General features: G+C 70.9%; 14 protein-coding genes. 12 read left to right on the forward strand and 2 right to left on the reverse strand.

The features are described from left to right. Window positions 1–36 precede the first annotated feature (36 nt). The 10 genes from KYX17_RS17645 to KYX17_RS17690 all read left to right on the forward strand — a co-directional run bounded on the left by KYX17_RS17645 (window position 37) and on the right by KYX17_RS17690 (window position 9560). Window positions 37–1434: an FAD-dependent oxidoreductase gene (locus tag KYX17_RS17645; RefSeq protein ID WP_243228270.1), complete on the forward strand. Its 1398-nt coding sequence runs from the start codon at window positions 37–39 to the stop codon at window positions 1432–1434. Continuing rightward, the gene (fdxA, locus tag KYX17_RS17650) at window positions 1431–1760 is read left to right on the forward strand and encodes a ferredoxin (RefSeq protein WP_243228271.1); all 330 of its coding nucleotides are present in this window, start codon (window positions 1431–1433) and stop codon (window positions 1758–1760) included. Before KYX17_RS17645 ends, fdxA begins: the two co-directional genes overlap by 4 nt. Then, the gene (locus tag KYX17_RS17655; protein WP_243228272.1) at window positions 1753–2673 is read left to right on the forward strand and encodes an NAD(P)/FAD-dependent oxidoreductase; all 921 of its coding nucleotides are present in this window, start codon (window positions 1753–1755) and stop codon (window positions 2671–2673) included. Before fdxA ends, KYX17_RS17655 begins: the two co-directional genes overlap by 8 nt. Window positions 2674–2784: 111 nt before the next feature. Further along, window positions 2785–3504: a DUF1684 domain-containing protein gene (locus KYX17_RS17660; protein ID WP_243228273.1), complete on the forward strand. Its 720-nt coding sequence runs from the start codon at window positions 2785–2787 to the stop codon at window positions 3502–3504. 50 nt (window positions 3505–3554) lie between these two features. Beyond that, entirely contained in the window at window positions 3555–5045 is a 1491-nt protein-coding gene (locus tag KYX17_RS17665) for an ABC transporter substrate-binding protein (protein WP_243228274.1), read from the forward strand. Window positions 5046–5103: 58 nt separating this feature from the next. Beyond that, the gene (locus KYX17_RS17670) at window positions 5104–6066 is read left to right on the forward strand and encodes an ABC transporter permease (RefSeq protein WP_243228275.1); all 963 of its coding nucleotides are present in this window, start codon (window positions 5104–5106) and stop codon (window positions 6064–6066) included. Next, complete coding sequence (locus KYX17_RS17675; RefSeq protein WP_243228276.1) at window positions 6063–6923, forward strand: ABC transporter permease; 861 nt, start codon at window positions 6063–6065, stop codon at window positions 6921–6923. The genes KYX17_RS17670 and KYX17_RS17675 overlap by 4 nt, the downstream gene beginning before the upstream one ends. Continuing rightward, window positions 6920–7720 carry an ABC transporter ATP-binding protein gene (locus tag KYX17_RS17680; protein ID WP_243228277.1) on the forward strand — a complete coding sequence of 267 codons (801 nt, stop codon included), beginning with the start codon at window positions 6920–6922 and terminating at the stop codon, window positions 7718–7720. The genes KYX17_RS17675 and KYX17_RS17680 overlap by 4 nt, the downstream gene beginning before the upstream one ends. Beyond that, window positions 7717–8472, forward strand: a complete 756-nt coding sequence (locus tag KYX17_RS17685; protein WP_243228278.1) for an ABC transporter ATP-binding protein — start codon at window positions 7717–7719, stop codon at window positions 8470–8472. The genes KYX17_RS17680 and KYX17_RS17685 overlap by 4 nt, the downstream gene beginning before the upstream one ends. A 191-nt stretch (window positions 8473–8663) precedes the next feature. Beyond that, entirely contained in the window at window positions 8664–9560 is an 897-nt protein-coding gene (locus KYX17_RS17690; RefSeq protein WP_243228279.1) for a helix-turn-helix domain-containing protein, read from the forward strand. 31 nt (window positions 9561–9591) lie between these two features. Here the strand turns inward: KYX17_RS17690 and KYX17_RS17695 are convergent, their stop codons facing one another. Beyond that, window positions 9592–10053, reverse strand: a complete 462-nt coding sequence (locus tag KYX17_RS17695) for a DUF3817 domain-containing protein (protein WP_243228280.1) — start codon at window positions 10051–10053, stop codon at window positions 9592–9594. Window positions 10054–10184: 131 nt separating this feature from the next. On the opposite strand from KYX17_RS17695, the gene KYX17_RS17700 reads away from it, so the two are divergent. Further along, window positions 10185–11225 carry a hypothetical protein gene (locus KYX17_RS17700; protein WP_243228281.1) on the forward strand — a complete coding sequence of 347 codons (1041 nt, stop codon included), beginning with the start codon at window positions 10185–10187 and terminating at the stop codon, window positions 11223–11225. 9 nt (window positions 11226–11234) lie between these two features. Here the strand turns inward: KYX17_RS17700 and KYX17_RS17705 are convergent, their stop codons facing one another. Beyond that, complete coding sequence (locus tag KYX17_RS17705; RefSeq protein WP_243228282.1) at window positions 11235–12431, reverse strand: MFS transporter; 1197 nt, start codon at window positions 12429–12431, stop codon at window positions 11235–11237. Window positions 12432–12682: 251 nt separating this feature from the next. Between KYX17_RS17705 and KYX17_RS17710 the strand changes: the two genes are divergently transcribed. Then, window positions 12683–13516 (forward strand): serine protein kinase RIO, encoded by an 834-nt coding sequence (locus KYX17_RS17710; protein ID WP_243228283.1) that lies wholly within the window; start codon window positions 12683–12685, stop codon window positions 13514–13516. The last annotated feature ends 31 nt before the right edge of the window (window positions 13517–13547 follow it).

The raw sequence follows: 13547 nt of genomic DNA on the forward strand, positions 1-13547 counted from the left end.
CCCGCTCTGCGGAGCGGCACCCGAAAGGCCATGCCCATGTCCTCCTCTCCCCTCGCCCTGCGCGTCGCGATCGTCGGCGCCGGCCCCGCCGGGATATACGCCGGCAATCTGCTCGCGAATGCCGTCGCCGAGCGCGGCGGACGCGTCGAGATCGACCTGTTCGAGTCGCTGCCCGCGCCGTACGGCCTGATCCGCTACGGCGTCGCCCCCGACCACCCGCGGATCAAGGGCATCGTGAACTCGCTGCACGAGATGCTCGACGCGTTCCCCGACGCCGGCGACGACGGGGAGGCCGAGCGCCGCACGATCCGTTTCCTCGGCAACGTCGAGGTGGGCCGCGACATCGCGCTGGCCGAGCTGCGCGAGCGCTGCCACGCGGTCATCCTCGCGACCGGCGCGATCCGGGACGCCGCTCTCGACATCCCCGGCGTGAACCTCGCCGGCTCCTACGGCGCCGCCGACTTCGTGGCCTGGTTCGACGGGCACCCGGACGTCGCCCGCACGTGGCCGCTGGACGCGCGCGAGGTCGCGGTGATCGGCAACGGCAATGTCGCCCTCGACGTCGCCCGCGTCCTCGCGAAGCACGCCGTGGACCTGCGCTCCACCGAGGTGCCCGACACCGTGCTCGCGGGCCTGGAGGCATCCGCCGTCACCGACGTCCACGTGTTCGGCCGCCGCGGACCCGCCGACATCAAGTTCACCCCGATCGAGCTCCGCGAGCTCGGCGAGGTGCGCGACGTCGACATCGTGCTGCACGACGAGGACTTCGACGGGGTCGATCCGGCTTCGGCGTCCAGCAACCAGCTCAAGGTCATGCTGCGCACTCTCAACAGCTGGCGCGACCGTCCGGCGGGCACGGCCTCGCGGCGTCTGCACCTGCACTTCTGGCATGCCCCGGTCTCGATCGAGGGGGACGGGCGCGTCGAGAGCATCCGGTTCGCCCGCACCAGGACGGATGCCGAAGGGGCTCTCGTGATCACCGACGAGGTCCGCGAGTACCCGGTCCAGGCGGTGTACCGCGCGGTCGGCTACTACGGCACACGCGTGAACGGCGCCCCGTTCGACGAGGTTCGTGGGGTCGTCCCCAACGAGGCCGGACGCGTGGACGCGGAGCCGGGCCTGTACGCCACCGGCTGGATCAAGCGCGGCCCCGTGGGCCTCATCGGCCACACGAAGTCGGACGCGCTCGAGACGATCACGCACCTCGTGGCGGATGCCGAAGCGGGACTGCTGTCGGCCCCGGATGCCGAGACCGATGTTCTCGAGCTCCTCGAAGAGCGCGGCACCGCCTACACGACGTGGGACGGCTGGCTCGCCCTCGACGCGCACGAACGGCACCTCGGCGAGACGCACGAGCACACCCGCGAGCGCGTCAAGGTCGTCCCCCGCGAGGAGCAGGTGGCGGTGTCGCGCGACGGAGCGCTGGTCCGATGACGTATGTGATCGCGTTGCCGTGCGTGGATGTGAAGGATCGGGCGTGCATCGACGAGTGCCCGGTGGACTGCATCTACGAGGGTGAGCGGTCCCTGTACATCCACCCGGACGAGTGCGTGGACTGCGGGGCCTGCGAGCCGGTGTGCCCGGTGGAGGCGATCTACTACGAGGACGACCTGCCCGAGGAATGGGCGGACTACTACAAGGCCAACGTGGAGTTCTTCGACGAGATCGGCTCCCCCGGCGGCGCCGCCAAGGTCGGTGTCTACGACTTCGACCACCCGCTGGTGGCAGAGCTCCCGCCGCAGGGGGACGGGCATGACTGAGTACGACGTGCTGGTGGTCGGCGGCGGACCGGCCGGTCTCTCCGCGGCGCTGAACCTCGGGCGGGCGCTCATGCGCGTGCTCGTGATCGACGCCGACCGTCCGCGCAACGCGGCGACGCTGAACTCGCACGGATTCCTCACCCGCGACGGCATCCCGCCGCACGAGCTGCGCCGCCTCGCCCGCGAGGAGCTGGCCGCCTACCCGAACGTCGAGGTGCGCTCGCGTGTGCGCGTAACCCGCCTGTCCCACGACGGCGAGGAGTTCGTCGCGGGGATCGGCCGGCGCGAGGAGACCGAGACGGTCAGGGCGCGCACCGTGCTGCTCGCGACGGGTCTGCGCGAGACGCTGCCCGAGGTCCCGAACCTTCGCGGCTTCTACGGCATGAGCCTGTTCAGCTGTGCCGCCTGCGACGCATGGGATCTGCAGGGCCGCCCGCTGGCGCTCATCGGCGAGTCCGAGGACCTCGCCGACCGCGCCCGACTGATCGCCCGGTGGAGTCCCCGGCTCACCGTCTTCACGAACGGCGCGGACGTCGTCTCCACGACCGAGGAGGCGGAGCTCGCCTCGGCCGGGATCGGCGTGGCCCGGCATCCGATCGTCGAACTCGTCGGCGAGCGCGGACGTCTCGAGGCCGTGGTACTCGCGGACGGCACCCGCACAGCGGTCGACGGCGGATTCGTCCGTCCGGAGTGGGAGACCGAGCTGTCGTTCCTCGACGGGATCTCCCCTGCTCTCGACGACTCCGGTCATCTCGTGACGGATCGGTCGGGCCGCACGGACGTCGCGGGCCTGTACGCCGCCGGGGATGCCGCGGCTCCCGGCCCGCAGCAGCTCATCGTCGCCGCCGGGGCAGGCGCGCGGGTGGCCGCGGTCATCGTGCACGACGCGATCGGCGTCGCGACCGCTCCCTGAGCAGCCTTTCCTCGTTCAGGGCGCACGGAATGCATTCGGGTGGATGTGTGTTGCTCCTGATGACGCCGCATCGCGGCGCTTCTCCCGCGCACTCCTTACCCTGGAACGGTCATGTCTGCACCCGAAGAAGACCACGCCCGCTGGCGCAACGAGCGCCACGCCTCCGTCGCCGGCCCCACCGGCAACCTCGCTCTCGTCGAGACCCGCTGGGTCGGTCCCGAGCGTCCCGACCTCGAGGCCGCTCAGGCGGCGGCCCCGGTCTCGGTCACGGTGACACCGATCCAGCGCAACGACATCGCCACGGGCGAGGCCGAGTACGGCCTGCGGTTCTGGGACGCCGATTCCCCGGCGATCCGCGCGTACGACCGCATCGACGCCTACGACTACGACCCGGCCTGGGTCATCGAGGCCCGGTTCACCCCGGTGGATGCCGGGCGCACCGTTCCCTTCGAGCACATCCGCGACAACGGTGGAACGCGTGATCTCGTCGTGCCCGGTGACATCACCTTCACCCTCGATGGCACCGAGCACCGCCTCGCCGCTTTCGACGACGGCGGCGTGCTGCTGCTCGTGTTCGGCGATCCGACCAACGGCCCCGAGACCTACGGCTCCGGACGCTTCCTGTTCGTGCGCCGCGACGACGGCGCCGGATTCGGCGATGCCGGATCCGTGATCCTCGACTTCAACCGCGCCTTCGTCCCGCCCTGCGGGTTCTCGGCGCAGTACAACTGCCCGCTGCCGCCCGCGCAGAACCGCTTCACCCAGCCTGTGCGCGCCGGCGAGAAGAACGTCGTCTTCACGGGCGGCTTCGACATCTACACCGCGGCCTGACCAGGCATCCCGAATACCCGAACACCCGAACCGAAAGCAGGAGACCCCCTGTGAGAAAGCCCCTCGCGCTCGCGGCGACCGTCGTCGCCACGGCCCTCGTCCTCGCCGGCTGCTCGTCGAGCACATCCTCGGAGGACCCCGCCGACGCCACCATCGCCATCGGGTCGCTGTACGAACCGCAGAACCTCAGCAACACCCAGGGTGGCGGCCAGGGAGTGACCGAGGCCTTCAACGGCAACGTCTACGAGGGGCTGTACCGGCTCACCGACGACGGCGAGGTCGAGCCGCTGCTGGCCGAGAGCGAGGAGGTCAGCGAGGACGGCCTGACCTACACGATCACGCTGCGCGACGACGTGACCTTCCACTCGGGCAAGGCGCTCACGTCGGCCGACGTCAAGGCCAGCGTCGAAGCCGTCACGGCCGAGGACTCGCAGTCCGCCCGCAAGTCGGCGTTCTCCGTGATCTCGGGCATCGAGACCCCGGACGACCGCACGGTCGTGTTCACCCTCTCGCAGCGTTCGATCTCGTTCCTCTACAACCTCGCATACATCTGGATCGTGAACGCCGACGCCACCGACCTCACCACGACCGAGGACGGAACCGGCCCCTACACGCTCGACGAGTGGAAGCAGGGCAGCACCCTCACCCTCACCCGCTGGGACGACTACTGGGGCGAGCCGGCCGCGAACGCCGAGGTCGTCTTCACGTACTTCACGGACGCCACGGCGCAGAACAACGCGCTGCTCACCGGCGAGATCGACGTGATCACGAGCATCCAGAGCCCGGACGCCCTCGAGCAGTTCGCCTCGAACGACGACTACACGATCAGCGAGGGCACCTCGACGACGAAGGAGCTGCTCGCCTTCAACGACCGCGTCGCCCCGTTCGACGACCCGCTCGTGCGCAAGGCGATCTACTCCGCGATCGACACCGAGAAGCTGCTCACCTCGATCTGGGGCGACTACGGCACCCTCATCGGCTCCATGGTCCCGCCGACCGATCCGTGGTACGAGGACCTCACCGACGTGAACCCGTACGACGTGGACCTCGCGAAGCAGCAGCTCGCCGAGGCGGGCTACCCGGACGGGTTCGAGTTCACGCTCGACACCCCGAGCTACGACCCGCACCCGGCCGTGGCCGAGTTCCTGCAGTCGCAGCTCGCGGAGGTCGGCATCACGGTGAACATCAACACCATCAGCGCCGACGAGTGGTACACGAAGGTCTTCCAGGAGCGCGACTTCGAGGCGACGCTGCAGGAGCACGTCAACGACCGCGACGTCGTCTGGTACGGCAACCCCGACTTCTACTGGGGCTACGACGACGCCCAGGTGCAGCAGTGGGTGGCCGAGGCCGAGCAGGCCGCGACGACCGAGGAGCAGACCGCACTGCTCACGCAGGTGAACGAGAAGATCGCCGAGGACGCGGCGAGCGTATGGTTGTACCTCTACCCGCAGATCGTGGTCGCCTCGAGCGATCTCAGCGGGTACCCGGTCAACGGCCTGAACTCGCAGTTCTTCGCGTACGACATCACCAAGTCCTGAACATTCGGATCGCGGGGTGGGATGCTGGAGCATCCGCCCCGCGATCCTCCTGTCCCCCATGCTCACGTATCTGCTCCGCCGCTCCGCGTTCCTCGTGGTGTCGCTCGTCGTCGCCATGATGGTGATCTTCGTGCTGCTACGCCTGCTTCCGGGCGACCCGGCGAACGCGCTGCTGTCGGTGGACGCCACGCCGGAGCAGATCGCCGCCGCGCGGGCTCAGGTGGGATCGGACCGCCCGCTCATCGAGCAGTTCCTGCTCTGGGCGGGGCAGATGGTGCGGTTCGATCTGGGCGAGTCGTACATCAGCACGCTCCCGGTCGGTCCGGAGATCGCCGCTCGCCTGCAGGTCACGCTCCCCCTGACGCTGCTCGCCTTCGCTCTCGCGCTGGTGCTCTCCCTGGTGATCGGCATCACGGCCGCGGTGAAGGCGGACACCTGGTACGGCGCAGTGCTCTCCGGATTCGCGCAGCTCGGGATCGCCGTGCCGGTGTTCTGGGTCGGGATGCTGCTGGTCTGGGTGTTCGCGCTCGGTCTCGGCGTCCTGCCGTCCGGTGGCTTCCCGCGCGACGACTGGGAGGACCCGGGCGATGCGCTGCGCTCGCTGACTCTGCCGGTCCTCACGATCGCGATCGTCATGAGCGCGTCGCTGTCGCGCTACGTCCGCGCCGCCACGCTCGACGTGCTGGGCAGCGACTACCTGCGCACCGCTCGGGCCGGCGGCTCCGGCCTCGCCGAGGCGCTCGTGCGTCACGGCGTGCGCAACGGCGCCGTCCCCGTGATCGCGGTGCTCGGCATCGAACTGTCGACGACTCTGCTGGGAGCGGTCGTCGTCGAGAGCGTGTTCACACTGCCCGGACTCGGCAGCATGCTGCTCACCGGCATCGAGCAGCACGACTTCGCCAACATCCAGGGCGTGCTCGTCGTGTCGACCCTGTTCGTCCTGATCGTCGGCTTCCTGGCCGACATCGTGCAGCGGATCATCGACCCGCGGCTGCGCGGCCGAGTGGCGGGTGCGCGATGACCGGAGTCGTGGAGCAGATCGAGGATGCCGCGCCGCCGCGCCGCCGCGGCGGCCACCCGACCCTCGTCATCGGCCTGTGCTTCACGGGCGCCATCGTGCTCATCGCGCTGGTGTCGCTGTTCTGGCTGCCGTTCGCACCGGGCGACGTGAGCGGCGGGCGGCTCGAGGGGCCGAGCGGCACCCATCTGCTGGGCACCGACAAGCTCGGACGCGATCTGTTCACGCAGCTCATGATCGGTGCACGCATCGCCCTCGTCGTGGGCCTCGGCTCCGTCCTCCTCGCCGCCGTGATCGGCGTGACCATCGGACTGATCGCGGCGTTCGCGCGACCGTGGGTGGACGACTCGATGTCGGCGGCACTGGACGTCATCATCGCGTTCCCCGTGCTGCTGCTGGCGATGCTCGTCGTGGCCGTGCAGGGCGCCTCGCTGTGGTCGGCGATCCTCGCCATCGGGCTCGCGATGTCGGCCGTCGTCGCACGGCTCACCCGCATCCTCGCGCACCGCGTCCTGCGCGAGCAGTTCATCACGGCCGCGCGCACGAGCGGCACGCGGTGGCCCGGCATCATCGCCTTCCACGTGCTGCCGAACATCTGGCCCACCCTGAGCGTGAACCTGGCGCTGCAGTTCGGTGCCGCCGTGCTCGCCGAGGCGAGCCTGTCGTACCTCGGCCTGGGCGCCCCGCCGCCCAACGCGTCCTGGGGACGCCTGCTGCAGGAGGCGCAGGGAACCGTCCTGACCGCTCCGGTCGGCGCGATCGCTCCGGGCGTCGCGCTCGTCGTGCTCGTCCTCGGGGTCAACTTCGTCGCCGACGGTCTGCGCGACTTCGCCGACCCGACACGCAGGAGGTCGCGATGAGCCTGCTCGAGGTGATGGGTCTCACCGTCGCAGCCGGCGGCCGCCGTCTCGTCGACGACGTGTCCTTCGACGTCTCCGCGGGGGAACGAGTGGGCGTCATCGGCGAGTCCGGATCCGGGAAGTCCGTCACGTCGCTGGCCGTGACGGGTCTCCTCAGCCCGTCTCTCTCGGCCTCCGGTTCGGTGCTGCTGGGCGGCCGGGAGGTCGTCGGCGCCGCCGATCGGGCCCTGCGTCCGCTGCGCGGTCCGGTCGCGGCGCTGCTGTTCCAGGAGCCGCTGACCGCGCTGGATCCGCTCATGCGCGTCGGCCGGCAGATCGCGGAGCCGATGCGCCGGCACCTCGGCCTGCGCGGAGAGGCGCTGCAGGATGCCGTGCGCACCGCCCTCGCGGATGTGTCGCTGCCCGATGAGCGCATCGCGCGCGCGTTCCCGCACGAGCTGTCCGGCGGCCAGAGGCAGCGGGTCGCCACCGCGATCGCGCTGGCCGCGCGGCCCCAGCTGCTGATCGCGGACGAGCCGACCACGGCACTCGACGTGACGGTGCAGGACGAGATCCTCACGCTGCTGGACCGACTGGTCGCCGAGCGCGACATGGCGCTGCTGTTCATCAGCCACGACCTGGCCGTCGTCGCCCGCATGACCGACCGCGTGATCGTGATGCGCTCGGGCCGGGCGGTGGAGCAGGGGACGGTCGCGCAGGTGATCGGGGCGCCGCAGCATCCGTACACCGCGGACCTGGTCGCGAGCGCCCGTGCCCTGGACTCCGCGATCGACGCTCCGGCAGGGGAGGCCCCATGATCCTCGAGCTGCAGGACGCCGGATTCTCCTACGGCGCGCGCCGGGTCGTCGACGGCGTGACCTTCGGCGTCTCCGCCGGCGAGGCCGTGGGGCTCGTGGGCGAATCCGGAGCCGGGAAGTCGACGATCTTCTCGCTGCTGCTCGGCCTGGCGGCCCCCGACGAAGGCGCCGTCCTGTTCGACGGGCAGCCGATGAACCGGCGGGACCGAGCGCTCATGCGCCGATTCCGCACGGACGTGCAGACCGTGTTCCAGGACCCGTACTCGTCGCTAGATCCGCGCCAGCGCATCGACCGGATCGTGGGCGAGCCGCTGCGCTCCCTCGGGATCGCGCGCGGCACGGCTGCCGCGGGGATGGTGGCGGACGCCGTGCGCGCGGTCGGGTTGGACGAGGATGTGCTGGGCCGATACCCGCACGAGTTCTCCGGCGGGCAGCGGCAGCGTATCGCGATCGCCCGCGCCGTGGTGTCGAAGCCGCGCGTGCTGCTGGCGGACGAGCCGGTCTCTGCGCTGGACGTCACCACGCGCATCCAGGTGATCGAGCTGCTGCGGAGCCTGCGCCGCGAGACGGGACTGGCGCTCGTCATGGTGTCGCACGACCTCAGCGCCGTGGCCGCGCTGTGCGAGAGGACCGTCGTGCTGCGCGACGGCCGGATCGTCGAAGAGGGCACGACCCGCGGCATCCTGGACGCACCGCGGACCGAGTACGCGCGGACGCTCGTCTCGGCGATCCCGCGGCTGCCGGCGGCCTGATCCGGGTTCGACGTCGGGATCGGAGCCGCGGTCGCGCCGGGACGGATGTCGGGAGCCTTTCCGGGATGTCAGGAGATTTCGGGGACAACGGACATGCAAGCGGGCATGCTTCTGACATCTGTACCCCGGATCGCCGAGGCCATCCGGTGCCGAACCGGAATAGCGGACCCGGAGCCGTCGTTGGGCGCAGTATGACGACTGTCGATCCCGCCCTCCTCGAGGAGGTGCTCAGCTCCTTCGAGGTGCGGCTCGGGTTCGCCCGGCGCACCACGCTTTCGCAGGGAGGCCTGCTGCCGCTTGCCGCGGGTGTCGTGACGCTCGCGTACGTCGTGGAGGGCGAGATCACCGGCGAGGTCATGCGCGACGCGGGTTGCACGCTCGACTTCCCTGGTGGGGAGGCGAGCAGGACGAGCGGACCGCGCACACTTCTCGCCGGAGACGCGTTCCTCACGATGGGCCGCGGGCCGGTCGTGCTCGAGTCGACGTCCGGCGCGCGGCTGATGACGGCCGAGCTCGACCTCGAGCGCTCCGCGGTCGACGACCTGCCCGGCTTCGTCTTCGTGACCGGCTTCGCCGAGCTCGAGCCTGCTGCGGCGGCGCTCGCCTCGAATCTCGGTCCCGTGGATCCGGCACCGCACGACCTGCGGTCGGGGGATCCGCTCATCTGCCGCATGATGGTGACCACGGTGCTGCTCAGCCTCATCCGGGCGTGGGCGCAGGCGGGGTGCGCGCCGCAGGGCTGGCCAGCGCGGGCGGGGGATCCGTTCCTGGATCGCGTCGTCGAGGCGATCCACTCGGAGCCGGGTCGCGACTGGACTGTGGACCTGCTCGCGACCGTGGGCGCGATGTCGCGGTCGGTGTTCGCCGAGCGCTTCCGCGCCGCCGTCGGCCAGTCGCCCGCCAGCTATGTCACGGAAGTGCGGATGCGTCAGGCGAAGCAGATGCTGGATGCCGGGCGCAGCGTGTCCGAGACCTCGCGCGAGCTCGGCTACTCATCGGACGAGGGGTTCAGCCGGGCGTTCCGCCGTCACACCGGGGTGACCCCGTCGATGTGGCGCGCGAGCCGGCGCTCGGCCATCCCGGCCTGACGCGCGGCGGCCGGTCAACGGCCTCCGCCGGTCAACGGCCTCCGGGCGGGCCGATGAGCAGCAGGACCACGTACAGGACGACGATCGCCGCCACGAGCAGCAGCGCCAGCACCCACGGACGGCGTAGGAACCAGCGCATCAGGCGGTCGTACCAGCGTCGATCGCGCGGGTCCTCCGTGGCCTCGAGCCGCCAGTCGCCGCGCAGGCGTCCCGACCGGTGCAGCCAGATCTCGGTGGGGATCGTGGCGTAGGGGATCACGGCACTCACGACGGCGAGCACGGCCACCCCGACGTGCCAGCGCTGATTGAGGGCGACGAGGATCGCGGTCGCGCCGTAGGCGAGGAACACGAAGCCGTGGATGCCGCCGCCGATCGTGACGACGATCCCCGGTGCGCCCAGCGCGCGGGCGATCAGTGCTGCGATCAGGATCGTCCACGTGATCGCCTCGGCGATCGCGAGAGTGCGGAAGAGGCGGGCAGGCGCACGGAACACGGGTCTCCTCGGGTGGGGGTCGATCCCAGCCTACGAGACGCGTGAGGGCGGATGCGCAGGCGCCGTCGGCACCGGGGTGCCCATCGGGGCGACGGCTTCCGCCGCGCGGGAGTCGCCGACAGACTGGGACCATGCCCTCCGCTGTGCGACGTCGACGCCGGTCCGCGACCGTGGCGCTGGCGTTCGCCGTCGTGCTGGCGCTCTCCGGCTGCACCGGCGCGGGAGACCGGTGGTCGCTCGAGGCCATCGGGGTCGGATCCCCGCATCCTGACGACGTCGTCGTCGGAACGACGATGGTGGCCGCCGACGGCGAGGGCGGATTCTGGAGCGCCGACGCGTCTTCCTGGGTGCACGTGGACGCCGAGGGCGAGACGGTCGCCGAGCACTCCTTCGATCCGGGCGAACCGCTCTTCGGCGTCACCGCGATGGCGGCGCTGTCCGCGGATCGACTCGTCGTCGTGCGCGGCGGCACGGACGACCCGACGCTGTCGATCGTCGACACCCGTGACCTCACGCTGACCGATGTTCCGATCGAGACCGTCTCAGGTCCCGACGATGTGCGGCTCGCGTTCGGCGCCGTGGCCGCCCGCGCGGAGATCGTCCACCTGGTGCGCTACCGGCTTGCGGAGACCGCGGATCTGGAGGCCGAGGTCCTCCGCATCCATCCCGTGGACGGGCGGACGACCGTCGTGCACATCGAACCGCTGCACTTCGCCGACTCTCCGGAGAGCGCCCCGGGGTTGCCGCCGGTCGCTCTCGACGTCACCGCGGACCGGATCTTCCTGGCCACGCCGGTCCACCGCATCGTCCTGGACGCCGACGGCGCAGAGCTCGCTCGTACGGGCCAGGATGCCGAACGACCGCACGTCGCCGCGGATCCGGACGGCGCGGCGCTGTGGTGGGGCGCCGAAGAGGATCCGCGCGGCACCCGGGCCGACGTCGTCGCCGGGTCGGCCGAGGCGCGGGAGGTCATCGCGCGGCACGAGCACTGCCAGGAGCCGTTCTTCACGGACAGTCCGCTGTTCACGGAGTCGACGGCCGACCTCCGCGGACAGCCGCTGTCGTTCCTCTGCGGTGTGAGCGCGGCCGGTTGGGTCGGCGACGGCTGGGTCGTCGCACTGGGCGGCGAGAACGGCGGCGCGCTCGTCCGCGTGGTCCGCCCGGCTCCGTGAGGCCGCCGCTCAGCCGCGCACGCGGTTGGATGCTCCGAACAGTACGGCACCGAGCACCAGGAGGGCCGCCCCGACGAGATAGTTGAGCTCGACGCCGAGTCCGTCGACGAGGAGGCCGCCGACACCGGCCGCGATCATGATCGCGGCCTGGAAGCCGACGACCACCAGGCTGCCGCCGGCCTCCAGCCGATCCGGCATCCGGTGCCCGACCCAGGTGTTCACGACGATGAGCCAGGAGGCGAAGAAGAAGCCCCACACGAGCACGGCGGCCGAGACGGCGAGAATCGACCCGGGGAACAGGATCGTGCCGAGCACCGACGCGGCGATCGCGATGGGTCCGACCACGGCGAAGAGGGCGAAGGTCCGGTCCACGACCAGCCCGATCACGAGGTTCCCGACGAGACCGCCGGCTCCGAAGAGTGCGAGCAGCAGGACGATGGTGCCGGCATCCACCTCGGGCATCCGCTCCAGAGCGAGACGGATGTAGGTGTACGCGAGGAAGTGTCCGAGCACGACGAGCACGTGGCCGGCGAGACCGAGGCCGACGCCGCGGCGCCGCACGGTGTCGACGAGGATGCGGAGACTGGACGCCTGGGCCGCCGGGACCGCAGGCAGGAGCGTCCGGAGGCCGATCGCGAGGACGAGCGTGACGATCCCGGCGAGCGCGAACACGGCGCGCCAGTCCAGCAGCTCGCTCAGCATCACGCCCAGCGGCACACCGGCGACCGTGGCGAGAGACGTCCCCGCCGTCGTGAACATCACCGCCCGACCGATGCGCTCGGGCCCGGCGATACGCGCCGCGACCGTGATGGACATCGACCAGAAGGCGCTGATCGCCGCTCCCAGCAGGAAGCGCGCGAGCAGCACGAGCACGAGGTTGGGCGCGATCGCGACGACGAGGTTCGAGACGCCGGCCGCGAGGGCCATCCAGACGAGCAGGCTCCGCCGGTCCAGCCGCGGGAAGATCAGACCGACGGTCGGCGCGACGAGCAGTCCGACCAGCGCGGTCACCGTGACCGTCTGACCGGCCTGGCCGGGCGTGACGCCGAGGCCGGTCGCCATCTCGGTGAGCATCCCGTTCGGCAGGAACTCCGCGGTCACGAGCAGGAAGCTCATCAGCATGAGCACGACGGGACCGCCGTAGCGCATCCGCTCGACGGTCGGGGTGGCGGCGCGGGTCACAGGCACAGGGGCGGTCGTGGTCATGCTTCCACGGTCGCAGGACGTCGGTCCGCGCACCCGACCGGTCGTCCGAGGCATCCGACCGTTCGTCCGGGGGTGGACGGCGAGCGCGGGCGCGGCTAAGCTCGACGCGCGCCGGGACATCCCCGGAAGGACTCAGCGAGAGGAGCGAGACATGAACGCCGTCGTTGTCGCGCCCTCTGCCTCCGACTCCCTTCCCCTCGAGGCCGCCCGCTCCTAGATCCGCGTGTGGCCTCCCTTCCCGGAGCACCACCGTGACCGATCCCTTCGCGTCCTTCGACGCATCCCTGTCCTTCGCCGATGTCGAGCCCGGCGAGAACCAGCGCTGGACCACCTGGCCGGCCGTCACCCCCTCCGAGCGCGGACCCGAGCCTTGGCCGTCCTGGGTCGTCACGAGCGCCGGCGCCGTCGACACCGAGCTCGGCATCCTCAAGACCGGCAAGGAAGCGGATGTCTTCCTCATCGAGCGGGCCGTCCCGGACGACCCGTCGCAACGCACGCTGCTGGCGGCCAAGCGGTACCGCGGAAGCGAGCACAGCAGCTTCCACCGATCGAGCATCTACACCGAAGGCCGGCGCACCCGGAACTCCCGCGACGGCCGCGCCCTCGCCAAGAAGACCGGCTTCGGTCGCGAGGTGGCGGCGGCGCAGTGGTCGTTCGCGGAGTTCGAGGCGCTCTGCCGCATGTGGACGCTCGGCGCTCCCGTCCCGTATCCGGTGCAGGTCAGCGGCACCGAACTGCTCATGGAGTTCATCGGCACGGGCGGTGCGGCTGCGCCCCGGCTTGCCCAGTTCCGCGGCGATCGGGACGAGCTCACCGACCTGTTCCGCCAGGTGGTCGACCTCATGCACGTGTTCGCCGGAGCCGGTTTCGCGCACGGCGACCTCTCGCCGTACAACCTGCTCGTCCACTCCGGACGCGTGCGCGTGATCGATCTGCCCCAGATCGTGGACGTGATCGCGAATCCGCAGGGCTTCGACCTGCTGCACCGGGACTGCGTCAACATGTGCGACTGGTTCGCCCGGCATCGGGTGGATGCCGACGCCGAGGCGCTGTTCGCGGAGCTCGTCGCGGCGACCTGCGGATGATGCGCGGCGCGTCGCTACCTCTCGTTCACCG

It is taken from the genome of Microbacterium sp. CIAB417 (assembly GCF_022788845.1).